At 38.4% G+C, this 25,047-nt stretch carries 22 protein-coding genes; 14 read left to right on the plus strand and 8 right to left on the minus strand.

The window, feature by feature from the left end; genetic code table 11:
* Window positions 1-699 (plus strand): PepSY-associated TM helix domain-containing protein (locus B3P17_RS11285; RefSeq protein ID WP_291105522.1); only part of this gene is annotated, 699 nt, incomplete at its 5' end.
* A 1,212-nt stretch (window positions 700-1,911) separates the two neighbouring features.
* On the opposite strand, the gene B3P17_RS11290 is transcribed toward B3P17_RS11285, so the two are convergent.
* From B3P17_RS11290 to B3P17_RS11315, 6 genes are all read right to left on the minus strand, one after another.
* A complete protein-coding gene (locus tag B3P17_RS11290; protein WP_252638285.1) occupies window positions 1,912-2,667 on the minus strand; it encodes an SDR family NAD(P)-dependent oxidoreductase in 756 nt (251 codons plus the stop codon).
* Window positions 2,668-2,679: 12 nt separating this feature from the next.
* A complete protein-coding gene (gene lipB / locus B3P17_RS11295) occupies window positions 2,680-3,342 on the minus strand; it encodes a lipoyl(octanoyl) transferase LipB (protein ID WP_252638284.1) in 663 nt (220 codons plus the stop codon).
* 13 nt (window positions 3,343-3,355) lie between these two features.
* Window positions 3,356-3,916: a crossover junction endodeoxyribonuclease RuvC gene (ruvC, locus tag B3P17_RS11300; protein WP_252638283.1), complete on the minus strand. Its 561-nt coding sequence runs from the start codon at window positions 3,914-3,916 to the stop codon at window positions 3,356-3,358.
* Between the two features lies 1 nt (window position 3,917).
* Complete coding sequence (locus tag B3P17_RS11305; protein WP_135103460.1) at window positions 3,918-4,226, minus strand: DUF4286 family protein; 309 nt, start codon at window positions 4,224-4,226, stop codon at window positions 3,918-3,920.
* 303 nt (window positions 4,227-4,529) lie between these two features.
* On the minus strand, window positions 4,530-5,447 hold the full coding sequence (locus B3P17_RS11310) for a glycoside hydrolase family 3 C-terminal domain-containing protein (RefSeq protein ID WP_291105527.1): 918 nt from the start codon (window positions 5,445-5,447) through the stop codon (window positions 4,530-4,532).
* Between the two features lie 35 nt (window positions 5,448-5,482).
* Window positions 5,483-6,949 (minus strand): glycoside hydrolase family 3 protein, encoded by a 1,467-nt coding sequence (locus B3P17_RS11315; RefSeq protein ID WP_291105529.1) that lies wholly within the window; start codon window positions 6,947-6,949, stop codon window positions 5,483-5,485.
* Window positions 6,950-7,131: 182 nt separating this feature from the next.
* Here B3P17_RS11315 and B3P17_RS11320 point away from each other — a divergent pair, with 182 nt between their 5' ends.
* From B3P17_RS11320 to bglX, 3 genes are all read left to right on the plus strand, one after another.
* Window positions 7,132-7,878 carry an NUDIX hydrolase gene (locus B3P17_RS11320; protein WP_252638281.1) on the plus strand — a complete coding sequence of 249 codons (747 nt, stop codon included), beginning with the start codon at window positions 7,132-7,134 and terminating at the stop codon, window positions 7,876-7,878.
* A 212-nt stretch (window positions 7,879-8,090) separates the two neighbouring features.
* On the plus strand, window positions 8,091-10,442 hold the full coding sequence (locus B3P17_RS11325) for a hypothetical protein (RefSeq protein ID WP_291105531.1): 2,352 nt from the start codon (window positions 8,091-8,093) through the stop codon (window positions 10,440-10,442).
* A 25-nt stretch (window positions 10,443-10,467) separates the two neighbouring features.
* Window positions 10,468-12,741: a beta-glucosidase BglX gene (bglX, locus tag B3P17_RS11330; RefSeq protein ID WP_291105533.1), complete on the plus strand. Its 2,274-nt coding sequence runs from the start codon at window positions 10,468-10,470 to the stop codon at window positions 12,739-12,741.
* A gap of 70 nt (window positions 12,742-12,811) precedes the next feature.
* Here the strand turns inward: bglX and B3P17_RS11335 are convergent, their stop codons facing one another.
* The gene (locus B3P17_RS11335; RefSeq protein ID WP_291105535.1) at window positions 12,812-13,141 is read right to left on the minus strand and encodes a hypothetical protein; all 330 of its coding nucleotides are present in this window, start codon (window positions 13,139-13,141) and stop codon (window positions 12,812-12,814) included.
* Window positions 13,142-13,232: 91 nt separating this feature from the next.
* Entirely contained in the window at window positions 13,233-14,495 is a 1,263-nt protein-coding gene (locus B3P17_RS11340) for a phosphoglycerate kinase (RefSeq protein ID WP_252638277.1), read from the minus strand.
* A gap of 556 nt (window positions 14,496-15,051) precedes the next feature.
* On the opposite strand from B3P17_RS11340, the gene B3P17_RS11345 reads away from it, so the two are divergent.
* From B3P17_RS11345 to B3P17_RS11390, 10 genes are all read left to right on the plus strand, one after another.
* Entirely contained in the window at window positions 15,052-16,044 is a 993-nt protein-coding gene (locus tag B3P17_RS11345; protein WP_135103472.1) for an AAA family ATPase, read from the plus strand.
* 52 nt (window positions 16,045-16,096) lie between these two features.
* Entirely contained in the window at window positions 16,097-16,453 is a 357-nt protein-coding gene (locus B3P17_RS11350; RefSeq protein WP_135103474.1) for a four helix bundle protein, read from the plus strand.
* A 40-nt stretch (window positions 16,454-16,493) separates the two neighbouring features.
* The gene (locus B3P17_RS11355) at window positions 16,494-17,363 is read left to right on the plus strand and encodes a DUF58 domain-containing protein (RefSeq protein WP_252638276.1); all 870 of its coding nucleotides are present in this window, start codon (window positions 16,494-16,496) and stop codon (window positions 17,361-17,363) included.
* Between the two features lie 23 nt (window positions 17,364-17,386).
* Window positions 17,387-18,448 (plus strand): hypothetical protein, encoded by a 1,062-nt coding sequence (locus B3P17_RS11360; protein ID WP_006844554.1) that lies wholly within the window; start codon window positions 17,387-17,389, stop codon window positions 18,446-18,448.
* Between the two features lie 11 nt (window positions 18,449-18,459).
* Window positions 18,460-19,443: a vWA domain-containing protein gene (locus tag B3P17_RS11365; protein WP_006844555.1), complete on the plus strand. Its 984-nt coding sequence runs from the start codon at window positions 18,460-18,462 to the stop codon at window positions 19,441-19,443.
* Window positions 19,444-19,467: 24 nt separating this feature from the next.
* The gene (locus tag B3P17_RS11370; protein ID WP_252638275.1) at window positions 19,468-20,496 is read left to right on the plus strand and encodes a vWA domain-containing protein; all 1,029 of its coding nucleotides are present in this window, start codon (window positions 19,468-19,470) and stop codon (window positions 20,494-20,496) included.
* Between the two features lie 110 nt (window positions 20,497-20,606).
* A complete protein-coding gene (locus B3P17_RS11375; RefSeq protein WP_252638274.1) occupies window positions 20,607-21,404 on the plus strand; it encodes a tetratricopeptide repeat protein in 798 nt (265 codons plus the stop codon).
* Between the two features lie 2 nt (window positions 21,405-21,406).
* A complete protein-coding gene (locus B3P17_RS11380) occupies window positions 21,407-22,261 on the plus strand; it encodes a BatD family protein (RefSeq protein ID WP_252638273.1) in 855 nt (284 codons plus the stop codon).
* A gap of 52 nt (window positions 22,262-22,313) precedes the next feature.
* Entirely contained in the window at window positions 22,314-24,149 is a 1,836-nt protein-coding gene (locus B3P17_RS11385) for a BatD family protein (protein ID WP_252638272.1), read from the plus strand.
* An 11-nt stretch (window positions 24,150-24,160) separates the two neighbouring features.
* Window positions 24,161-25,003 carry a tetratricopeptide repeat protein gene (locus B3P17_RS11390; protein WP_252638271.1) on the plus strand — a complete coding sequence of 281 codons (843 nt, stop codon included), beginning with the start codon at window positions 24,161-24,163 and terminating at the stop codon, window positions 25,001-25,003.
* Window positions 25,004-25,047: the final 44 nt, after the last annotated feature.

The raw sequence follows: 25,047 nt of genomic DNA on the forward strand, positions 1-25,047 counted from the left end.
ACAGGACTTATTCTTTGGATCCCCAAAAGTAAAAAAGCCCTTAAATACAGCCTTTGGTTCAGATGGAAGAAGAAAACCAAAATGTATAAGAAAGTATACGATTTACACAATATTCTTGGTTTTTATGCCGCTTTTATACTCCTTATCATTGGCCTTACAGGTATGGTGTGGGCACTGGAATGGTGGTCGCAGGGTGTATATAAGGTTACTTCGGGTGGCAGGATGATGCCTGAATGGAGAATGGCAAAATCCGATACATTGCATGTTGATACTCCTGCTAAAGATATTTATCTGGGAATTGATTCATTGTTTTCGGAGTTGTCGCAAAAAGCTCCTACAGCTCAAGCTTTTTCGATATATCTACCCAATGTAGAAGATAAGGCTTCAGCCATTATGATAACTGTATTCCCCGACAAGAAACTGTATTACAATGTAGATAGGTACTCGTTTGATAAATATACCTTTAAGCAGGTTGAGGTTGATCATCCGTATCAGGGCAAATATGAAAACAAAGATTTTGCAGACAAACTACGCCGTATGAATTATGATATTCATATCGGAGCCATAGGCGGTACAGCAGGCAGATTATTGGTATTTCTTTCTACTCTATTTGGTATGAGTCTGCCATTGACAGGATTGTATCTTTATATCAGGAAGAGAAAGAAGACGAAGGAGAAAAAGAGTAATATTGCTGAATAAGATTATCTACCCACTTGCAAAACTCTTTTAGTTCAGCTGCATTATAGCCATCCTTGCANNCCAATGATTTATTAGGGAATCGGACTTGTTTAATATCTGGTTTTCTATTGGTTTTATCTTTTGCAGAATGCCGTTGCCATCGGCGGTAATGAGTGCCGCTAGATTGATGTAGTCATTGCCTTCTCCCTTGTCTATGGGGAAGAGTTGTTTCTTTAGTTTCAGTGACCAATCGCATAGCTTTGCATTTCCTGTTTCATCGGCAAGCATCGTGGATGGGTACAAATTGTCTTTGTTGAGCCACACAGGTACAGCCACTGTGGTAAGTGGTGAACCTAATATCGTCCACATAGTGGTAAGCGTAGCCGGTTCCGCTTTCTTTACGCCTTGCACAACAATAACCGAAGAGGTAGAGTAGCGGGGTATATAATCTCTGAATGCTACAAAAACAGTCTTTGAAGTGTCTTGAGGCATCATGTCATATAAGTTTGTCCCGGTCAGCCCGTGTGTGAGATGACGTGAAACATCCTGTAACAAGAAACGATAAGAAAGTGATCCTGATAAAGCAGCCTTGTAAAATAACGGTTCGGCAGCCTGATAGCGGCTCAAGCCTTTATCTCTGGCTCTATCTCCCGAAAAAGAATAATTGGTACGTATAATATATCCCATAGGAGCTATGGACGGATCATTTGCATCGTATTTCTTGAAGGTATAATCGCCTGTTTCGTAATAGGCAGCTCCTCCTTGCGCATCTATCACCCCGAAGTTTGCATTTACATAAAGAGGCTTCGGCAATGTTTCCAGCATTTTTTCGAAATCGGCGAGCGTTGCACATTGTTGCAGAGCCATTTTTATGACGATACCTTCACGTTCTTCAGGTCCTACTTCTTTCTCATTCAGGTTGTACGATGCTGAGTTCATGATGGCAAAGCCTGTAGAATTATAACCTCCCCATAGTTCTTTGCCTGTCTTATCTGTACTGTTTACAATACCAATGTAATGATATTTGCCATCGCTAAAAGCCATTAGTTTATTCTGTAAGGCACTTGTATCCCTGTGTTTGTAGAGCAAGGGGCGTCCGTCGATAGTTCCTTTACCCGATATAATAGCGGTGGTACATGCTATGGCGTGACCGGAAATGATGAATAGCAAAAGATAAATAAAATAGGGGCGTTTCATAGTAACTGATTTTAAGACAGATAAAAGTAATATATTTTATTCTATATATATCATCTTTTTTGTCATACCTCCGTCAACTACAATATTTTGTCCATTAATAAAATCATTCGCCGGTTCGCAAAGAAACAGGCAAGTGCGAGCTATATCTTCGGGTTTGCCCACTCTGCCCGATGGGTGCTGCTTATGATCTTCGGGACGTAAATCGCCGTAATGCCCTGTGTCTATCCAGCCCGGACTGATACAGTTCACCGTTATATTATATTCACTCAGGGAAATAGCTAAAGCGTGGGTGAGCGATACGATTGCTCCTTTGGATGCGGCATAGGCTTCGGAATTCGGTTCGCTCATCAGGTAACGGGTAGATGCCATGTTGATTATCCGCCCGTAGGTGTTTAATTCTTTATTTAGTGAGCGGTGTTTTGCTAATGATTTGGCAAGTATGAATATAGGACGCAGGTTGATGTTCAGAACTTTGTCGAAGTCATCGACTGATACATCGAGTATTGACCCGAAATTGCTAACTCCTACATTGTTGATAATGATATCTATATTTCCTTTCTGGGAGATAATCGTATGAACAAGATCACTCAAAGCCCCTGCGTCAGCAACATCAAGTTGGGCGAACGAGCATTTATAGTTTCTCATCTCTTCGCTTAGTCGCTTTCCTGTCTCTTTATCCATATCACAAAAAGTAACATCTGCTCCTTCTTTGCAAAAAGCTTTTACTATACTTCTGCCAATGCCATTGGCTCCACCTGTGATAAATACTATCTTGTTTTGTAAACTCTCCATAAATTACTGTATTTATTTGGGGATGAATACCTCTTCAAATAATTTTTTCATTTTGCTTTTTACTTCCTCCATATCTACTTTATGCCCAAGCTCTTTTTCGAGCGATGTTACGCCTTTGTCAATAAACCCACAGGGATTGATAAGTGAGAAATAAGATAAATCTGTATTTATGTTGAACGCAAATCCGTGCATTGTCACAAAGCGGCTACTGCGCACACCGATTGCCGCAATCTTTCGTGTGCGAGCAGGGACTGTTGTGTCTATCCATACACCGGCTGCACCTTCCAGTCTTTCAGCTTTGATATTGTAAGATGCCAAAAAACGGATTATAATTTCTTCTAGGTTAAAGATATATTGTCTCAGACCGATGTCGTATGATTCGAGATCGAAGATAGGATAACCCACAAGTTGTCCCGGACCGTGATATGTAATATCTCCTCCGCGATCTATTTGGAAAAGTGATACTCCTTTTTCTTTTAGAAAATTTTCCTGAAACAGAAGGTTCTCATGCTTACCATGTTTGCCAATTGTGATCACATGTGGGTGCTCGCAAAACAAGAGGTAGTTTTCGGGCTGTTCCCCTTTCTCCTTAAGGGATAGGGCTTCAGCGAATAACTCTTGCTGGTATTTCCATGCATGCCCGTATTCTATGTTTTCTAGGTCTTTGTATATCATTGTGTTTGCTTATTTATTTAACTTTGCTCGGATTTTTATTTATAAAATCTTTCCAACTTGTAAATTTCTTTTCTTGTGTAGGGTTGTTTGTTTGGAAATAATGGCAAACTGCAGCGGCTAAACCATCGGTAGCATCCATCTGAGTTGGCATATTACTGTCGGATATATGGAGAAAATGTTGTAACATATAGGCAACTTGTTCTTTAGCTGCACGTCCATTTCCGGTAATTGACATTTTTATTTTCAACGGGGCGTATTCAAAAATGGGAATATCCCGCGATAATGCAGCAGCCATAGCTACCCCTTGTGCTCTACCCAGCTTGAGCATACTTTGCACATTCTTTCCAAAGAAAGGAGCTTCGATGGCTAGTTCATCGGGTAGGAATTCATCAATCAGCCCAATTATCCGTTCAAAAATCCGTCGGAGTTTCAGATAATGGTCGTCATACTTACTGAGTTGTAGTACCCCCATCGCTAATAGTTCGGGCTTGTTATTCACTACACGCAAGATACCGTATCCCATTACTTGTGTGCCGGGGTCGATACCCAATATTATTCGTTCTTTTTGTATCATACTACAAGCTTATTTCTTCCAATAATGTAACAAACCCCAAAGCCTTATTCCCAAACAGAGAGGTTAGCTCTTTCTGGAGGGCTTCGCCTTCTGTAGCATACCAGTGATTGAGCGTATCTACGTTCTTCACCTTGAACTGTAATGAATAGCTGGTTCCGCTTTCCTCATGCTGTGCGTGGATGCGTGCGAAACGAGGTTCGTGCAAGAAACCGCTATTCGTTGCTTTGATTATGTAAACATCTTTGATAAAACGGATATAATCGTTGCAGACTTCGTCTTCTACATGAAATGTAGTATTGAAAATGATCATTTGTCAGTGTTTTTTTTCTAAACAAAAATACGAAAAGTTTATGGGTTTTTCTTCAAGAATGAAACAAGCTGTTCTTGCTTATGGAATTTTATAGATTTAGATATCTATTAGAGAAAGATAATTATTGTAATTATGAGAAGTGTGTTTTTCTCCTGCTATTATCATTAATGTGGCACGTATAGAATAAAGATAAGGATACCCGACTGTTTATACTGATCTTACTTTACAAGTCATCTTTAAATTAAAGAGGTTGCTCCGAAAGAATTTTTCAGAACAACCTCTTTTAATATTTATATCAGTTAATTAAGGCTTTAAGTCGACAAAAGAAGACTTATTGTTTAGTACATTATTTACTTTTTCTGCAATTTTTGTTTCCGGCAACATAAATGATCCTTTCTGCTTTGTGTCTAGCGCTGATGCCGCCACTTCAATCTGATAAGAACCTTTGTCTGCTACCCATGCACTCTTTCCTTGATTGAAAGATGCCAGGTCGCGAAGAGTTAAACGTAAAGTTATTGTTTGTTCTTCTCCCGGTTTTAGCAATCGGGTCTTTGCAAAAGCCTTAAGTTCTTTTGCTGGTTTATCTATAACATTCGTTGGCGAGGATAAATATAATTGAACAACTTCTTTTCCTGCCACTTTCCCTGTATTCTTCACATTAACGCTTACATACAGTTCGTTGTCAAATACCTTATCACTTATTCTCATATCAGAATATTCAAATGTAGTATAAGACAGACCGTATCCAAACTCGTATGCCGGTTTCACGTTGAAGGTGTTGAAATATCGGTATCCTACATATACTCCTTCTTTATACATCACTTCGGTTGGTTTGTCGGCAGGAAGTCCCTGAAAATTGTCGGCAGAAGAAACGTCCTCATATTTTATAGGAAATGTCATTGATAATTTCCCCGATGGGTTTTCTTTCCCTGATAAAATGTCTGCGACAGAGTTTCCGGCTTCTTGCCCCGGAAGCCAAGCCATTAAGATTGCGTCCACTTTGTCTTTCCAGCTTGTAACTTCTATTGCTCCACCATTGTTGAGAACTACTATCACTTTTTTTCCTTGAGCGTGAAATATAGATGATACATTATCTATTAGGTTCAGTTCTTCTTGTGTCAGTTTAAAATCAGCTTCGATTTTTCTGTCGTCCAATTCTCCTGAACTTCTTCCGATGGCAATTATTGCAACATCATTTTTAGAGGCACTTTCTTTTATCATCGACTCTTTAAGCTTTGGCTGAGGTATGAGCGGAACTAANNGTTAGCCTTCAATGCTTCTTTTACTTTGGCTACCTCAGTATTTACAAATGGAGTATAAAATTGATCGAGCTTCTGATCTGTCGAATAGCCTGCATTCTTTAGTCCTTCTTTTAGTGATACAATATATGCCTTGTTTACATCTCCACTTCCCGTTCCTCCGGCAATGAGATTGTAAGATAAACTTCCGAAAACAGCCAGATTCTTTGTGCCCGGAGCAAGAGGCAGAGCATTCTCCTTATTTTCTAATAAGACCATACCTTCGGTTGCTGCCTGACGTGTGAGTTCTGCATGTTTTTTCAAATCGGGTTTATTCGAAAATTGATAATTTCTTATTTTGTTTGAAGATAAGATCATATCTAATATTCTCTTCACACAAATATCCAAATCCGCTTCGGTGAGAGCTCCCGATTTTAAATCATTCAGTATGTCTTCTTTTTGCGAAGGAATGCCCGGCATTAATAAGTCATTGCCGGCTTTTAGTTGTAGCGATGTGTTGTGTTCTTTCCCTTTACCCATCAGAGCCTCTAGTCCGTTGCTATATCCACCAAACCAGTCTGTTATAACTACACCTTTGTATCCCCATTCGTCTCTTAGTATTGTTGTCAGCAGATCATAATCGGCCGAAGTATATGTTCCGTTTATCTTATTGTAAGAAGACATTATGGTTGCCGGGTTTGATTCTTTAACTGCGATTTCAAAACCTCTTAAATAAATCTCTCTTAATGCCCTTTGAGATACGTTGACATTCAAGTCCATTCTATTTTTTTCACTGTTGTTTGCCGCAAAGTGTTTTACCGATGTTCCCGAGCCGTTCTCCTGTATACCGTTTATCATTGCTGCCGCAATTTTTCCTGTCAATAGAGGGTCTTCCGAATAGTATTCATAATTTCGTCCACAGAGTGGGTTACGCATAATATTGATAGCCGGAGCAAGTTGTATATCAGATCCGTATTCCAGCACTTCGTTTCCTATTGCTCGCCCTACCTGTTCTATCAACTTTGTATCCCAAGTGCAGGCTAATAGCGTACCCACAGGGAATCCAGTTGCATAAAATGTTTGATCTGTGTTCTTTCTTGTTGGACTGATGCGCACACCTGCCGGTCCGTCTGTCATTACAATGGCCGGTATACCATATTTATCAAGAGAATAAGTTGTGCCGGCTGCCCCCGGAACTAAATATTCCGTTCCTCCTACTACCATATCTTTAATCAGCCCTTCGAAACCTTTCATGCCCGTTCCCAACACCAGATTTATTTTGTCATCTAGTGTTAGGCGAGTCATTAAGTCTGAAATTCGTCTGTTGTGGGGTAAACGAGTGTCTTCATACGGTTGTAGTTTTCCGTCATTATTTAAGTCTAGGAATGTTTTTCCATCTACAACAATTTGTTTAGGTGGTTGTGCAAATAATTGAAAAGTTGCGACAATTAAACAAAAACCTGTTAAAATATATTTTTTTATCATATCAATATTTTTTTATCAATTTTATAATAACGTATTTTACACACCAAAGGCAAAATTAATACATATGCCCAAATGACGTATAATATACGCTATTGTTTTTCTATGTTGTATAACATACAGCATGAGAAATCATGTAATCAAAAAAAATAATATTAATTTAATAATCTAAAGAAGAGTTACTTATGGGGTCGTCGTACTTGGAAACGTTCAAAGCAGGGACAGAGAATATACACCCAGGACTATCTGTAGACTGTGTTATTATATCGTTTCATGAGCAAAAGATGAAGATATTGCTCAATAAATACAAATTGAATAAATTGTGGATGTTGCCGGGAGGTTTAGTCCATAAAAATGAAGATGTTGATGAAGCTGTGCAAAGGGTTTTGCTTCAGCGTACTGGATTGACTAATGTAAAGTTAAGGCAGTTTTATTTGTTTGGAAAGAAAGATCGTTGTAATATAGATAATAATAGAGAGTTGCTAGAAAGTTATGGTGTTAGTCCTGACGATATTCCCAACTTGATGAGCCGATATGCAACTATGGGCTATTTTGCTTTCGTGCGCTATGATCAGGTATCATTGAGCGAAGATGATGCAGACTTGAGTATGTGGTTTGATATAGATAAGATACCCAAGCTCAGTCATGACCATAATGAAATTATAAATCGGGCAATAAAGCATATACGACTGCTTATAGATATTATTCCTATCGGATATGAATTGCTTCCCGAAGAGTTTACGATAGTAGAGTTGCGCAAGATATATGAAGGTATATTGGGAGAGGAGCTTGATAAGCGTAATTTTAGAAAACGAATGCTGACATCTGAACTAATTGTTAGTCTCGATAAAAAGAGAGAAACCGATCCCTATCCTCAGCCAAACTTATACTGCTTCAATCTGACGAGGATCGAAGAGTTGCTGGATTTATGATATAATCATTTTGTTATTATTTATATGTATCCAAGTGTGTTTCATTCATGCTTGGATATTTTTTTCTTGTTTTATGTTTTAAAACATGTTATTTTGCAGTGACGTATATTGTACGCTATCGGATAATACTATACTTTTGTATCGCGTATTGAATACACCACATGTAATAATCTGAACTTAACAAAATTAATCCCTAATGTTTTAACATAAATATGAGAAATATAAATATTAAAAAAGGAATATATACCGCTGTCTTACTATCCTTGTTGGGTAGTACAACTATGTATGCGCAAAAGGTTGATGCGCTGAAGAAGGATACGGTTACAGCTGATACTAAGAAGGATGAAAAAAACATGATGTTGAATGCCAGTAGCAGTACCGGGCCTCGTACGGTAAATATCGGATTACCTGCGGGTGTTGCCGGGACATCGGTTATGGAAAATGGACTGCCTGTATCTTATTTTTACTGGCCGGTTCTTCCTACTAGAGCATGGCGATTGGATGCTTCAACTATAGGTTTCGAAACTCTTAACTTAAATCAGACAGCATTGCGTACGGGAGATGTCGGCATTTCTATCGCTACGTATGATAATCTCGGAACAGACAGAGTTTTTGGTAATTTTGATATTACCGGAAACCATTACGGCTTGATGAAAGCTACTGGTGCTATAAGTGCTCCGATCAATAAAAATGGACTTTCTTTTGCAGCAGGATTTTATCTTAATTATGATCCGGGAACATTAGATGTCCCTTTCAAAAAATACTATAGCGATCAAACCCAGATGTTTAAAGGTGCATTGACCCAGAAGTATAACGGAGGTAAAGATAAGATCAGCGTTATGTATAAATATATGAATACAAGAGGTATATCTATAAGTTATAGTCCTTTTTATTATAATGGTGATGGTAGTATAAAGGAAATTTCGGGTATAAAAATCGGACGATCTTCATTCTTTGAAAAATCAGGAAAGGTCTGGATGAAAGACATATATTCAGGTAATATGATTGAAGAAGATATGTTTGACCAAAATCGATGGAAAACGCATGAATTATATTTAATCGGTGAAAATAAATTTGAGAATAACTGGAAATTGAACTACACACTCAAATTGGCGCAAACTAAAGGTTCCAATTTGATTCAGGTATTGTTAGGCTCACATAATATTGAAGGTTATAATTATATGGATGGTAAACCTGTAGAAGGTAATGCCGGTATTCAACACTGGTTGTTTTCTACCCCTGAAATGACTATAAAAACTTTATCAGGTGTCTTGAATCTAAATAAAAAGACTAGCACGCATGATTTTAACATAGGCTTGATGGGTGCTATGTATAATCCCGGCGTTTTTTATACAAAAACTTCAACATACTACACTGATGTAAGAGAGAATCCATCAAAAGTTGTTGATAACTCTAGTCAAATATTTCAATTTGACCAATATGGGCAAATCAAAAGTATTTTGGGAAATGAAATGTATAATATAGGAACAGAATATGATAGTGGGTATGAAAGAAAATTAGCTTTGTATTTTTCTGATAAGTGGAGTGTGAGTCCAAACTTTAATATAGGATATGGTGCAAGGGTAGAATGGCAAAAAGTTAAAGGTACTTATGCACCTAGATATAGTAAAAATGGAGAACTTCTGTCTGTAACAGCACGTAATGCAGATGGTACATTATCGAAAGACAAATCTAAATATAAAGCAATAAATGATGATTATCTGAATCTTGTTTTTAATGCAGATGCTCTTTATAAGCTGACAAATAGCTTTGGATTACTGGCTGAGGCCGGATATAACAGGCAATCACCCCACTTGGAAAGCTATGCAGGCCAATACGAAGTAGATGCCAAACAAAATACAGTACTGAGTGGTGGTTTAGGTTTATATTTTAATCACCCGCTCGTAGAATTGGTGTCGAAAGGTACTTTTATCAGTAAAAATAATTATGTTGGACGTATGGACTTGAAATTAGGAAATGAAAGTGCTAATACGGTTATTTACTACGACATTCAAACGCTAGGATGGACAACAGACTTTATGTTTACGCCGTTTAAGTATTTCGATAATTCTTTGAAAAACTTTAATCTCCACTTTTTAGTGACATTACAAGACCCTGTTTACAAAAACTATTCGGTCAATCCTAAGTTCCCAAGTGGAGCGACGCTTCCGGAGCCTGTAAAATTTGATGATAAAAATGTACTTGTAGTTTCTAAGTTCTTACTCGAGATCGATCCTAGTTATTCATTCGGTATAGATAAAAATACAAATGCAAGAGTTTGGTTAAGTGGTCGTTATTATAGTAAGCAATATGCTAACTTGCCAAATAACTTATATTATAAAGGACATTGGGAAACATTTGGAGGTTTGAATATAAACTACAAAGGACACTTCGATTTTTATGCCAATTTTGTAAACCTACTTAACCAAGAAGGTATCGGAGGAACAATCGGAGGAACAGATCTTTACAATCAAGAGCAGGCGAATGCAGTCGCCGGAACTATACAGGGCGCAACCTATATTCGTCCGTTTACAGCAGAATTTGGTATTAAATACAGATTTTAATATAATATTTTAATAAATACAGATTATGAGAAAAGTTTTATTATTAGCTCTTTGGGGACTATCCTTATGTATGTATAGTCAAACCAAAGGCGATGCAAAGATGAATCAGTTTATAGATAATCTGATGCAGCAAATGACGTTTGAAGAGAAAGTGGGGCAGTTAAATCTTGCTGCATCACCTGCTCTGATGACGGGGACTACTTTTACTGAGAATATAAATGAAAAACTTACAAAAAGCCAACTCGGAGCTTTCCTGAATGTTATAAGTCCTGAAGAACAGAAAAAGGCTCAGGAAATAGTAACTACACAAACACGCATGAAAATTCCGCTTATTTTTGGATTGGATGTTATTCATGGCTACAAAACTATTTTCCCTATTCCGTTAGCTCTTTCATGTACATGGGATCCTGCGCTAATAGAGAAAACAGCACGCAGAGCGATTGTAGAAGCCACCAGTACTGGTATAAACTGGGTGTACTCACCGATGGTAGATATCTCTCGCGATCCGCGTTGGGGACGTGTGGCTGAAGGAGCAGGCGAAGATCCGTATCTTGGCGGACTTATTGCAAAAGCAATGATCAGAGGTATTCAGGGAGACGATCTTAGTGCTGATAATACAGCCATGGCATGTGTAAAGCACTTTGCCCTTTACGGAGCATCGGAAGCCGGGAAGGACTATAATACTGTGGATATGAGTAGGGTTCAGATGTTTAATTACTACATGGAGCCATATAAAGCAGCCGTAGAAGCCGGAACAGGAAGCTTAATGACATCATTCAACTTGGTAGAAGGAATTCCTGCTACAGGAAACAAATGGTTGCTTACAGATGTATTGAGAAAGCAGTGGGGTTTTGATGGCTTTATTGTTACTGACTTTACATCTCTCAACGAAATGATAGACCATGGTATGGGAGATCTGGAAGCAGTAACCGGCTTAGCTCTAAATGCGGGAGTAGATATGGATATGGCCGGAGAAGCTTTCTTAACGAAGTTAGCGGGATTAGTAAAAAAAGGTGTTGTAAAAGAAGCAGATATAGACGCAGCTTGTAGAAGAGTGCTTGAAGCTAAATATAAACTTGGTTTGTTTGAAGATCCTTTCCGCTATTTGAAACGTGTAGGAGAGCCATTGATAACACCGGAATCGAGAGCTTTGGCTCGTGAGGCTGCCAGAGAATCTGCCGTTTTACTGAAGAATGCAAACCAAACTTTGCCTTTACAGAAAAAAGGGAAAATTGCTTTAGTAGGTCCTCTTATGGATTCTAAATACGATATGATGGGTACATGGGCACTTACTGCAGACAAAAAATATTCGGTGACACTAAAGGAAGGTATCGAAAGTGCAGTGGGTAATAATGCGACTGTAGTATACGCAAAAGGTGCTAATAACGTTGATGATGAATTTATCTTTGATAAGTCAAATTTCTATGGTTTCCCTTTTGTATCCAAAGATCCAAAATCTCCGGAAGAGCTACTAAAAGAAGCTGTTGAAGTTGCAAAACAGTCAGACGTTGTAGTCGTTGCTTTAGGTGAAGGAAATAGCCAAAGTGGAGAATCGGCATCAAGAACAAATATTGATCTATTCGAAAACCAAAAAACATTGCTTAAAGAGCTTGTGAAAACAGGTAAGCCAGTAGTATTGGTACTGTTTAATGGACGCCCTCTTACATTAACTTGGGAAGATGAGAATTGTCCTGCCATCGTAGAGGCTTGGGCTCCGGGTAGTGAGGCGGGTAACGCTGTAGCAGATATCTTATTTGGCGATTACAATCCATCGGGCAAAATAACAATGACTTTCCCCCGTTCGGTTGGGCAAATCCCTATCTATTACAATCACATGAATACAGGTAGACCGTATGTAAAAGACGGGCCTCATAAGTTTAAAGCAAATTATATTGATGAGGTTAATGAGCCGCTTTATCCATTCGGGTACGGACTTAGCTATACTACTTTCGAATATGGAGATGTTAAGCTCAACTCAAATAAGATGAATGAGAACGGAAGTGTAGAGGCTAGTGTAACTGTATCGAATACAGGAAATAAAGATGGAAATGAAATCGTACAGTTATATATCAGAGATGAGGTTGCCAGTATTTCAAGACCGGTGAAAGAACTGAAAGGTTTTGAGAAAATCTTCTTGAAAGCAGGCGAAACAAAAACAGTTAAGTTTACAATAACTGCCGATCAGTTGAAATTTTACAATAATAATATAGATTATGTTTGTGAGCCGGGTATGTTTGAAGTCATGATTGGAAAGAATAGCCAAGATGTAAAATCAAGTAAATTTGAGTTGGTGAAATAATCGATTCTCTTAAATATTATAATTATAAAAGAAAACACCTTCGGATGAATAGTCCGAAGGTGTTTTATTATTATTTTGAGGTATCAGAAGACGAGGATGGAGATGCTCTGTTCTCAAACTCATACTTGTTTAACCATACTTTATTCCACCCCAACAGTTTGCCGTCCACAAACCTGAGTTTATATATTCCTTCATCAAACGCTTTATAGCCCCAGACTATGACATTGTCCTTAGCTTCCACTACTTCATATTGATCTCCCATAATAGAGGCAATTTGTTCTTGAGACATTCCTATGCTAATATTCCTGATGTTTTTATCTGCATTTTTCATGCTATTGTATGTGCTACATGAAAACAGGAGCATGCTGAAAGTAATTAAAAGTAATAGTTTTTTAGCCATAGCATTTGTTTTAGTTATTTTAGAATAAAGATAAAAAAAGTCCGTATAATATTATACGGACTTTACATATTTTATTTGATTACTCAAAATCTTAGTATCCTCTGATTGCTTTGATTCCCGGAAGAACTTTGCCTTCGATGAATTCAAGTAGAGCACCACCACCTGTAGAAACATAAGATACCTCATCTGCAAGGTTGAACTTATTTACAGCAGCAACAGAGTCACCACCACCTACAAGCGAGAAAGCTCCGGCTTTGGTAGCAGCAGCAACAGCTTCAGCAGTTACTTTTGTTCCTTGAGCGAAGTTGTCGAACTCAAATACACCTACAGGACCATTCCAAAGAATAGTTTTTGAAGCCATAAGTACATCTGCAATTTCTTTTTCGCCTTTAGGACCTATATCTAATCCCATCCATCCGTCAGGGATAGCGTTAGCTTCTGATATTTCAGTATTAGCGTCGTTGCTGAAAGCATCGGCTATTTTAGCATCACTTGCTATTACTAATTGTACGCCATTCGCTTTAGCTTTGGCTACAATTTCGTTAGCTAGGTCTAGCTTGTCATTTTCTACAAGAGAATTTCCGATCTTACCACCTGCTGCTTTGATGAAAGTAAATGCCATACCACCACCAATAACAAGATTGTTTACTTTATCCAATAGGTTTTCAATGATGTCGATTTTTGAAGAAACCTTAGCACCACCAATAATAGCAGTAAACGGACGTGCTGTATCTTTCAATACTTTTTCTACAGCGTCAATTTCTTTCTGCATTAGGTAGCCAAACATTTTGTGTTCAGCATCGAAGTAATCTGCAATAAGAGCAGTAGAAGCATGTGCACGGTGAGCTGTACCAAAAGCATCGTTTACATAAACATCCGCATAAGAAGCTAGTGTTTTAGTGAACTCTTTTTGGCTTTCTTTTATAGCTTTTTTTGCAGCAGCTTTTTCTTCATCGCTTGCATCTTCTGCCAAACCACGAGGTTTGCCTTCTTCTTCGGCATAGAAACGAAGATTTTCGAGCAATAATGCTTCTCCAGGTTGAAGGGCAGCAGCTTTTACTCCGGCATCTTCACCTACACAATCGTTTGCAAACTGTACATCTACACCAAGAAGTTTAGATACGTGAGCAAGAATATGTTTCAATGAATATTTTTCTTCTACTCCTTTTGGACGACCAAGGTGAGATGCTATAATTGGGCTACCACCATCAGCTACGATCTTTTTTAGGGTAGGCATAGCCGCACGAATACGAGTGTCATCTGTGATGTTGAATTGTGCATCTAGAGGCACATTGAAATCAACTCGTACAAAGACTTTTTTGCCTGCAAAGTTGAATTTGTCAATTGTAATCATGATTTGTTTTAGTTAAATATAAATAATATTATTGATTATCAATGCTTTGTTAGGGGCTGCCGCCCATTTTAAAAAGTGATACAAATATACTAAATTCTGTGAGAGATATTTTATGAAAAAATGAAATTATAGTAAAATTTGACAGAATATTAATTTAACCCGAAGATTTGTTAATCCGAATTTGCAAAAAAGATAAAACTTTAGCTCACTCATTTTATAGGTGATTAAAATGAGAATGTACTTCTCTATTTTCTATATTATATTTTTAAGATCAAAGGGTAAATCTTTAGCTTGGCTATAGTTCTTTTTGTACAATGCGTATCCGAAGATAATGTTTTTGTAGTGTTATGATTGTTAGATCACAATTAAGGAATGGAAATATAAAAAGTTGATTTATGTTATATCTGCTTTTTGATATTTATTTCTAGGCCTTTAAATACTTCATTCTGCTTAATTTTTTTTAACTCCGAATTATCGCTTTTAAGATTTAACATTTCTATTTTTGTCGTGCTTACTAAAAATGAAGATCAATATAAACTCAAAATAGAAGAAAAATATGGCACATGTTGATATTCGGGAGCTTACCGAAAGAATTCAAAGCAAAAGTTCATTCGTCGAATCACTCACAATGGGAATGGATCGGGTTATTGTGGGCCAAAAGCATCTGGTAGAGTCGTTGCTTATCGGTCTGCTCGCTGATGGACATATATTGCTGGAAGGTGTTCCCGGTCTCGCAAAAACGTTGGCAATAAAGTCTTTGGCGTCACTTATTGATGCTAAATATAGTCGTATTCAGTTTACTCCCGATTTGCTTCCGGCCGATGTGGTGGGAACAATGATCTATAGCCAGAAAACTGAAGAATTCTTAGTGAAACATGGGCCTGTATTCTCTAACTTTGTATTAGCCGATGAAATTAACCGTGCTCCGGCAAAAGTGCAAAGTGCTTTGCTTGAGGCTATGCAAGAGCGTCAGGTTACTATCGGAGAGAAAACCTACAAGCTGCCGTCTCCTTTTCTTGTAATGGCTACACAGAACCCGATTGAGCAAGAAGGTACTTATCCGCTTCCTGAAGCTCAGGTTGACCGTTTCATGCTGAAGGTGGTGATTAACTATCCGAAGAAAGAAGAAGAAAAATTGATCCTCAGAAATAACCTTGCCGGAGATTATGGTAGCCTTCAGCCGGTAATGAAAGCCGAAGAAATCATAAGTGCCCGTGAAGTGGTTCGTGATGTTTATTTGGACGAAAAAATTGAGAAATATATTGTAGATATAGTATTTGCTACTCGTTTCCCTGAAGATAACGGGCTGGCGTCTTTGAAAGGTATGATCGGGTTCGGAGCTTCGCCACGTGCATCTATCAGCCTTGCCCTTGCTTCAAGAGCTTATGCTTTTATCAAACGCAGAGGATACGTGATACCTGAAGATATACGTGCTGTATGTCATGATGTATTGCGTCACCGTATCGGCTTGACATACGAAGCTGAGGCAAATAATACTACATCAGATGAAATAATAAGTGAAATCTTAAATAAGATTGAAGTTCCGTAATTGATCACAGTCAACAGTTAACAGAGTGCAGTTAGCAATGTAATAAACTGAAATGATAACAAACAGTCTTGTATACGAAAAAGCTTATTCTTTTGCAATAAGAATTGTAAATGCTTATAAGTTCTTAAAAGATAAACAAGAGTTTGTTCTATCAAAACAACTGTTGAGAGCAGGAACTTCTGTCGGAGCTAATATAGCAGAAGCCAACGGCGCTATTTCGGATTCGGATTTTTCAGCTAAAATCAGTATAGCATATAAGGAAATATTGGAGACTAAATATTGGCTTTCTTTACTTAAAGATACCGGATATATTTCTCCTGATACTTTTAATGACGTGCATGAAGATGCTGATGAAATAGCTAAAATGTTATACTCTATATTAAAGATAACTCGAATAAATAAAATTTAATAATTGTTGACTGTTAACTGATAACTGTTAACTGAACAAGATGGAAACAAGCGAATTATTAAAGAAAGTACGTCAGATAGAGATTAAAACCCGTGGATTATCCCGCAATATTTTTGCCGGTCAGTATCACTCTGCTTTTAAGGGGCGTGGTATGGCTTTTTCAGAAGTGCGAGAATATCAGTATGGGGACGATATCCGCGATATAGACTGGAATGTAACAGCACGATACAACAAGCCTTATGTAAAGGTCTTCGAAGAAGAACGAGAGCTTACCGTTATGTTGCTTGTCGATGTTTCCGCCAGTCAGGATTTTGGTACACACCTTTCTGTAAAGAGAGATGTCGTAACCGAAATTGCTGCTACTCTGGCTTTTTCTGCTATACAAAATAACGATAAGATCGGAGTAATCTTCTTTTCTGATAAGATCGAAAAATTCATCCCTCCAAAGAAAGGGAAGAAACATATTCTGTACATTATCCGCGAATTGATCAACTTTCAGGCAGAAAGTCCCAAAACTGATATGGGAATGGCTCTGAAGTTTTTGACGAATGCTATAAAAAAGAGGTGTACAACCTTTATGATATCCGACTTTATTGATGTCAAAGATTACTACAATGCGCTTACGATAGCAAACCGTAAACACGATATTGTTGCGTTGCAGGTATACGATTCTCTCGAAACTCAGTTGCCTAGCGTTGGTCTTATGAAGATACTGGATGCAGAGACCGGAAGCGAACATTGGATCGACACATCGTCTCGTAAGGTAAGGCAGACGTATAAAGATTGGTGGCAGAAACAACAGGATAGTATGCAGACCTCATTCAATCGCAGCAAGGTGGACAGTGTATCGGTGCGTACCGATGAAGATTATGTGAAAGCATTGTTGGCTTTATTTAAAAAGAGAAGTTGAAAATAAAATCGATACATTGATATATGTTGAAATTGAAAAATATAATACTGCTTAGCTTATTCTTCTGTTTGAGTTTTGCGCTTCATGCACAAAAGTCGACCGTAAGGGCAACTATACAGCCGTCGGATATCTTGATTGGTGAGCAGGCAGTTATAAATGTAGAAGTTATTGCCCCCAAAGGGAAGAATATTATTTTCCCTGCCTACAAGGACACATTAATCAGGGGGGTAGAGGTTCTCGCGATGTTGAAGCCGGATACAACAATGACTGAGGTGATGACTATCAATCAGAAATACATTGTTACCTCATTCGACTCTACGCTGTATCATATACCTTATATGATGGTGATAGATGGCATAGATACCCTGAAGACAAATGATTTTGGGCTCAAAGTATCTGCTCCGCAACTGTCCGACTCTACGTTGGCATATCTCGAACGATTGAAAAATCATGAGACTGACTCTATCGATTTTGCCAAGCTTCAGATAAACGATATTAAGGATGTCCAATCTCCTCCATTTGTATGGCTCGATTATTTGGAATACTTGTATATACTTTTCTTGGCATCTCTTATTATATTATTGATCGCTGCCTTAATTTATCTCTATTACAGGAAAAAGAAAAAAGGATATTACTTTACTCCTAAAATTGTATTACCTCCTCACGTCGAAGCATTGCAGGGTCTTGATAAACTCAAGGACTCGAAAATGTGGCAGCGAGGGATGGAAAAAGAGTATTATACCGAGTTGACGGATATCCTCCGTAAGTATATTGGTCGCCGCTTTGATATTGCTGCTCCCGAAATGATATCGGACGATATTATTGCAGCTGTTCATCTAGTTACAGATACAAAATCTGCCACAGACGGACTTGCTCAAATCCTGAAACTATCCGATCTGGTGAAGTTTGCAAAATATACGCCTTTTGCCGATGAAAACGACCTTAGTTTGGTTAATGCATTCTTGTTTGTAAATCAGACCAAGATAGAAGAAAGACCTACTCTCGAAGAGCAGAAGGAAGGAAAAGAAGCGCAGGGAGCAACAAGTGCAACAGGAAATCAAAATATGAATAATAAACAAAGCTAAAAGATACAGAAATGGAATATGCCAATCCGAAATATTTATACTTACTCTTATTGCTTATACCTCTTATTGGGTGGTATATCTTTAAGCTAAGGAAAATGCAGGCTACATTCAAGTTGTCTTCTGGCTATGCATTCGAAAAAGCACCGTCGACACTGAGGGTATATATGCGTCACTTTCCCTTTTTGTTGAGGGTAATTGCTATTGCCCTTGTTATAATAGTGTTGGCAAGACCTCAGAGTGTCAATTCTTCAGATATATCCAAGTCGGAAGGGATAGACATTATTATGGCACTGGATATATCAGGAACCATGATGGCGAATGACTTCTCTCCAACTCGTTTGGAGGCTGCAAAAAAAGTTGCATCCGAATTTATCAACGACAGGCAAAGCGACCGTATCGGTTTGGTCATATTTGCGGGCGAGAGTTTTACTCAATGTCCCTTGACTACAGACCACCGGGTACTTCTCAACTTATTGAGCGAAGTTAAATTCGGAATGATAGAAGATGGTACAGCCATAGGGTTGGGACTAGCCAATTCCGTAAACAGGTTGAAAGACAGTCAGTCAAAATCTCGTGTTGTTATCCTGCTGACAGACGGTTCTAACAATGCGGGGCAGATTGCACCGTTAACCGCTGCCGAGCTGGCCGCATCATACGGAATACGTGTTTACACGATTGGTATAGGTTCGAGAGGAACGTCAGTGGCACGTGTCATGACTCCGTACGGAATGCAATCGATGAATGTATCGGGCGACTTTGACGAACGCACATTGACCGAGATAGCCTCTAAAACGGGAGGTTCGTACTTCCGTGCTACAGACAATACCAGTTTGAGTGGCATATATGACGAAATAGATCAAATGGAAAAGTCTCATATAAGTGTAAATACTGTGACAAAGCGTAAAGAGCTTTATTTGCCTTTTGCAATTATAGCTTTAGCGCTGATTGGAGGAGAACTTATTCTGCGACGTACATGGTTGAGAAATATTCCATAAATAAAATAAGTGTAAGCATTAATTATGAGTGTATTTAAGTTTGCAAATCCCGAATTCCTATATTTGTTCCTTGCCATACCGTTATTTGTCGTTGGCTTTATCTTATTGAATATAGCTAAACGTAAAAGTGTGGAAAAGCTGGGGACATTGTCTTTGGTGAAGAAAATGATGCCGGAACTATCGTTAAAACGTTCTTATCTTAAATTTTGGATAACGATGGTTGCTGTAGGATTTGGTATCATCGTTTTGGCTCGTCCGCAATTTGGAACAAAGGTTGAGAAAGTCGATAAAAAAGGGATAGAGCTGGTAATTGCTATAGACGTTTCTAATTCGATGATGGCGGAAGATATCAGCCCGAGCCGATTGGTAAAGGCAAAGCAAATATTGACTCGTATCATCGATGAACGTAAGAATGATAAGGTAGCAATTGTTGTTTTTGCAGGAGAGGCATTTATACAGTTACCTCTGACACCTGATAACCAATCGGCGAAGTTGTTCCTCGAAACTATCAATCCGAGTCTTGTGCCTGTGCAGGGTACTGCCATTGGTAGCGCTATAGATATGAGCATGAGTTGCTTTTCTAACGATGCGGATATAGATAAAGCTATTGTGCTTATCACAGATGGAGAGGGGCATGAGGGTAATGCAGAAGAGGCTGCTGCCCGTGCTGCGAGTAAAGGCGTGCATGTGAATGTAGTAGGAATAGGAACGGCAGAGGGTGCAATGATTCCCGAAGCTGAAAATTCACGAGACATAAAAAGAGACACACAAGGGCAACCCGTAGTTACCAAGCTTAATGAAGAAATGTGCCGTCAGATAGCCAAAGCCGGAGAAGGATTGTATGCGCATGCTGATAATTCTAACAGTGCGCTGAAAAGCTTGCAGGCAGAACTGGATAAACTACAGAAGAAGGAAATAGATGGTATCGCATATTCTGAATATGACGAAAAATACCAGATTTTTGCATGGGCTCTATTGGTTTTACTCTTTGTAGAGATTTGTATCTTCGAAAAGAAGAATAGAATATTCAGAAATATAAGGTTGTTTAAGTAAGATAAGTAATGCACGTTTTTTGTCATGCTAATTTAACGAAGAGCTTAGTCGGAGAGATATAAGATTTATTACTTTGTTTTGAAATGACATCATAATTGAATATCGACGAAATGAAAAAAATTATATTTATAACACTTTTTACCCTGATCGCAGTTAGTTTATCGGCTCAGAAAGAAGCACGCAAGGCCGTTCGTTCAGGTAATAAGGCATATAAAGACCAACGATACGGTGCTGCCGAAGCCGAATATCACAAAGCATTGAAAGATGATGCCGCATCTAAAGAAGCTTCATTCAATCTTGCAAATGCATATTACAAACAACAAAAATGGGATGATGCTTTGAAAGAGTATCAACATTATCTCACATTGGAGAATCAGAATCCCATCAAGATGAGTGCTGCTTGGAGTAATATGGGAAACACTTTCTTGAAAAAGAAAGCAAATGAAAAAGGACAAGGCCAACAAGCTCCCGTATCTCAGGGGCAGCAACCCCAACAACCCCAACAGCAGCAGGCGGATAACCTGAAAATGTCGATGGAAGCGTATAAGAACGCATTGCGTTTGAATCCGAAGGATGACAATACACGTTATAATCTGGCTGTTGTACAGAAAATGATACAAGACCGACAAAACGAAGATCAGAATAAGGATCAAAATAAAGATCAGAACAAAGATCAAAAACAAGACCAAAATAAAGATCAAAACCAAGACCAGAACCAGAACAAGGATCAGAAACAAGACCAAAAAGATCAGAAGGATCAAAATCAAATGTCGCAAGACAATATGCAGCAGATGTTGCAAGCTATAGAGCAAGACGAAAAAAATACTCAAGAACGCGTAAACCAAGCGAAGGCTCAGGAACGCAAGCAAAAGAATGAAAATAACAGAAAGCAGAATAAAGACTGGTAATAATGAAAAGAAGTAATATTCTCTCATTTCATCGGCTTTTAGTTTTGTTCTTCGCCTTATCTTTTTATATCTCTTTAGTAGGACAGGAGAACAAAGTGAGGATAAAAGCACCTGAAACGGTAACTGTCGGAGAGCAGTTTACAGTCGCTTATATTGTGGAAAGTGATAAGGAAGTGAAAGAACCTGTAATCATCAAAAATATGAATGGGTTTGAAATTCTTTACGGGCCTTCTTTGTCCGCATCAAGTTCTACCGTGTTTAAAAAAGGGAAGAGGGTACAGTCTTTTTCGGCTACATCAACCTATATACTTCGTGCACCCGAAAAGGGTAAGTTTTCTTTGCCACAGGCAGAAGTGAATCTCGATGGTAAGAAGTATAAATCGGAAAGTTTAAAGATAGAAGTACGATCACTGGAAGAGAATATAGCTAAGGTGAAGGATGTAGATGCTTTTCTAAAAGTGGTAGCCTCCAAGACCAGTGTTAACCTCTCGGATACGCTAACCCTCTCTTATCGTCTGTATACAACGAAGGATATATATAAGATCGTGGATGTAGACTTTCCGTATCTGAATGATTTCTATTCAAGTGATATAACCCGTTTGAGACAGTCATTTTCTGAAGAAGTGATAAACGGAAAAACATATAAAGTAGTGGAAATGCGAAAACTACTCTTGCAACCTCGCAAAATCGGAGAAATGGTATTGCCCGAGGGTTCAGTGACTGTTCAGTATTCGACTCCTACGGGACGTAAAGTAAGAGATATTTGGGGTGATGTATACGACGAGTCGGTGACTAACGACAAGGTGCTGAAAATAGATTCGGTGGTTATACGTGTTCAAGACTTGAAAGCTATATAAAGTAAAAATATTACTTTTGTGATAATCTTTAGAAAAATAAATTGAGAGAGTAATGAAGAGGTGTTCGTTTTTATTGATATTATTACTCATAAGTGTTTCAAAAATATTGGCCGATGACATCTCGTTTGTCATCAATGCTCCTGCGTCTACCGTAAAAGGAGCTCAGATACAACTGCAATATATATTGAAAGGAGGGAGTGGAAACAACATCCAGATTCCTGATGAGATAAGAGGATTTGATATTCTTTTCGGACCTTCTGTGTCTCAGGTTTATAGCTCTTCTAATATCAATGGGAAAGTTAGCTCTGAGAGCAATACAACTTTCACCTATGTGCTGATGGCTAATGCTGAGGGGACATTTACACTACCTGCTGCGTCAATTAAGGCTAATGGTAAGAATTATAGGTCGGGGACGGCTCAAATAAAAGTATTGCCACCCGATAAGAACGCACAGCCTCAACAGCCGGGACGTAATCCTCAAGTTATTACCCAGACATCAAAAGAAGGAAATGTGAGTCCTGATGATGCCTTTGTAAGAGCCATATTCTCTAAAACTAAAGTAAAAGAACAGGAAGCTGTTGTAGTAACATTCCGATTCTATACCGTACTTAATATCAGAGATGTTGGTAAAATACAATTCCCTGAATTTGAAGGCTTCATGACAGAGGATTTTGATATGGCCACAAACCGACAAATGACAGCTGAGCATTATAAAGGTCGAAACTACATGGCAATAGATGTAAAGAAGACCTTGTTGTTTCCCCAACGCTCGGGCAAGATAACCATTCCTTCGGGAACGATGGAGATTGTTTTTGAGGTTTCCTCAGGACGTAAAGTACAGACCTTCTTCGGACCTCAGGATGTGATGACAGAAGCTAAGAAGATATTGAAAACAACACCTGTTACTGTCGATATTTCGGCTCTTCCGTTACAAGATAAACCGGCTAACTTTTCGGGAGCAGTGGGTGCATTTACGTTTACGCCTACTATTTCTTCACAGAAAGTAAAAGCTAACGATGCTGTAACCATCAAGCTAAATATTTCGGGTACAGGTAACCTGAAGCTTATAAAGAATCCGGAAATAAAATTCCCTAAGGATATAGAGACTTACGATCCTCAGGTGAAAAACGATTATAAGTTGACTGAGAACGGTTTGTCGGGTACAAAGACGATAGAATATATGTTTATCCCTCGTTATCCGGGTAAATTTACTATTCCTCCTATCGAATTTTCATATTTCGATACACGTACCAATACTTACAAAACGGTATCTTCTCCATCTTACGAATTGGAAGTGGATAAAGATCCGAATGCAGGAAAGAATGTATCAACAAGTTATTCTAATCAGAAAGAACTGGAGATAAATCAGGATATACGCTATATAAAAACAGGCAGCTACTCATTTAAGAATCCGAACGACTTCTTTGTAGGCTCTCTTTCCTATGTTCTTTGCTATCTCATCCCGCTTGCATTATTTATTATATTCTCGATAGTATATAGGAAGCAAATACAGGCAAATGCAGATATAGCCCTGATGCGTACCAAGAAGGCAAATAAAGTTGCGACTAAACGTCTGAAACTGGCTAAACAATATTTGCTTACTCACAAAAAAGATAATTTCTACGAAGAGATACTTCGTGCAGTGTGGGGATATCTCAGCGATAAACTGACTATTCCGGTGGCTGATCTCAATAGAGAGAATATTGAAACAGAGCTTCGCAAATATGGAGTTGGAGACGATATTATAGGAACGTTTATAAATATACTCGATACCGGAGAGTTTGCACGTTATGCTCCGTCAGAATCGGACGATGCGATGGATAAGCTCTATAACGACACGGTAGATGCTATCGGTAAAATGGAAAATACAATCAAAAAAATAAAATAATGATGCGTGAGATGAAACGAGTCATATTATCATACTTATTCTTCCTTTTTGTATTCGTTATATCGTCGTATGCGCAAGATACGGCCAGTGTAAAAGTAGATAGTGCAACAGTCAAGCCTTCTGCTACGATTGCAGACAATAAGGGCGGTGATAATACTGTATTTGATAAAGCGAACGAGTTATACAATAGCGGAGACTTTCGCAAAGCAATAGATTTGCTCGAAAACGAAAAGAATGAACAAAAGAAACAAGGGTTAGAGTCTGCAGAATTATATTATAACCTTGGGAACTCATATTATCGAGTTAATGAAATTGCAAAAGCCCGCCTATATTACGAAAGAGCACATTTGCTCGATCCGGGAGACAGGGATACGAAGCATAATATAGATTATATTATGACTAAGATTGAAGATAAGATTCCTGTTGCTGATACGTTCTTTCTTAGCATCTGGTTCAATGGAGTGCAAAATCTGTTTAGCTCAAATAGCTGGGCGAATATCGGTGTTGTTTCATTTCTCTTATTGATCGGCTGTTTAGTGTTATTCTTCTTCACGAAACTGATTACGATTAAAAAAATAGCTTTCTATACCGGTATAGTATTCATTATAGTCGTTATATTTGCCAATGTGTTTTCGTTTAGGCAAAAGAGCCGCTTGGAATACCGGGACACAGCGGTAGTAATGGCTGCTTCGGCTCCTATGGTTAGCTCTCCCGATATAAATAGCAAAGAGCTTACCGTATTGCACGCAGGAACGAAGGTATCGATAACAAAAGAAGATCGTAACTGGCTTGAAGTAGAAATAGATAATGGTACAGTGGGCTGGATACAGCGCGATAAACTGGAAATAATCTGATTCCTTTTCTTCCATTTATATATTTACATGAGAATATTATTTTA

This window comes from Dysgonomonas sp. UBA7630, from assembly GCF_002483985.1.
Taxonomy (GTDB): Bacteria; Bacteroidota; Bacteroidia; order Bacteroidales; family Dysgonomonadaceae; genus Dysgonomonas.

Excerpts from the sequence above, each read along its gene's own strand:
- B3P17_RS11290 (WP_252638285.1), bottom strand. The coding sequence starts at position 2,667 with ATGGAGAGTTTACAAAACAAGATAGTATTTATCACAGGTGGAGCCAAT.
- lipB (WP_252638284.1), bottom strand. The coding sequence starts at position 3,342 with ATGATATACAAAGACCTAGAAAACATAGAATACGGGCATGCATGGAAA.
- ruvC (WP_252638283.1), bottom strand. The coding sequence starts at position 3,916 with ATGATACAAAAAGAACGAATAATATTGGGTATCGACCCCGGCACACAA.
- B3P17_RS11305 (WP_135103460.1), bottom strand. The coding sequence starts at position 4,226 with ATGATCATTTTCAATACTACATTTCATGTAGAAGACGAAGTCTGCAAC.
- B3P17_RS11310 (WP_291105527.1), bottom strand. The coding sequence starts at position 5,447 with ATGATAAAAGAAAGTGCCTCTAAAAATGATGTTGCAATAATTGCCATC.
- B3P17_RS11320 (WP_252638281.1), top strand. The coding sequence starts at position 7,132 with ATGGGGTCGTCGTACTTGGAAACGTTCAAAGCAGGGACAGAGAATATA.
- B3P17_RS11325 (WP_291105531.1), top strand. The coding sequence starts at position 8,091 with ATGAGAAATATAAATATTAAAAAAGGAATATATACCGCTGTCTTACTA.
- bglX (WP_291105533.1), top strand. The coding sequence starts at position 10,468 with ATGAGAAAAGTTTTATTATTAGCTCTTTGGGGACTATCCTTATGTATG.
- B3P17_RS11335 (WP_291105535.1), bottom strand. The coding sequence starts at position 13,141 with ATGGCTAAAAAACTATTACTTTTAATTACTTTCAGCATGCTCCTGTTT.
- B3P17_RS11340 (WP_252638277.1), bottom strand. The coding sequence starts at position 14,495 with ATGATTACAATTGACAAATTCAACTTTGCAGGCAAAAAAGTCTTTGTA.
- B3P17_RS11345 (WP_135103472.1), top strand. The coding sequence starts at position 15,052 with ATGGCACATGTTGATATTCGGGAGCTTACCGAAAGAATTCAAAGCAAA.
- B3P17_RS11350 (WP_135103474.1), top strand. The coding sequence starts at position 16,097 with ATGATAACAAACAGTCTTGTATACGAAAAAGCTTATTCTTTTGCAATA.
- B3P17_RS11355 (WP_252638276.1), top strand. The coding sequence starts at position 16,494 with ATGGAAACAAGCGAATTATTAAAGAAAGTACGTCAGATAGAGATTAAA.
- B3P17_RS11360 (WP_006844554.1), top strand. The coding sequence starts at position 17,387 with ATGTTGAAATTGAAAAATATAATACTGCTTAGCTTATTCTTCTGTTTG.
- B3P17_RS11365 (WP_006844555.1), top strand. The coding sequence starts at position 18,460 with ATGGAATATGCCAATCCGAAATATTTATACTTACTCTTATTGCTTATA.
- B3P17_RS11370 (WP_252638275.1), top strand. The coding sequence starts at position 19,468 with ATGAGTGTATTTAAGTTTGCAAATCCCGAATTCCTATATTTGTTCCTT.
- B3P17_RS11375 (WP_252638274.1), top strand. The coding sequence starts at position 20,607 with ATGAAAAAAATTATATTTATAACACTTTTTACCCTGATCGCAGTTAGT.
- B3P17_RS11380 (WP_252638273.1), top strand. The coding sequence starts at position 21,407 with ATGAAAAGAAGTAATATTCTCTCATTTCATCGGCTTTTAGTTTTGTTC.
- B3P17_RS11385 (WP_252638272.1), top strand. The coding sequence starts at position 22,314 with ATGAAGAGGTGTTCGTTTTTATTGATATTATTACTCATAAGTGTTTCA.
- B3P17_RS11390 (WP_252638271.1), top strand. The coding sequence starts at position 24,161 with ATGAAACGAGTCATATTATCATACTTATTCTTCCTTTTTGTATTCGTT.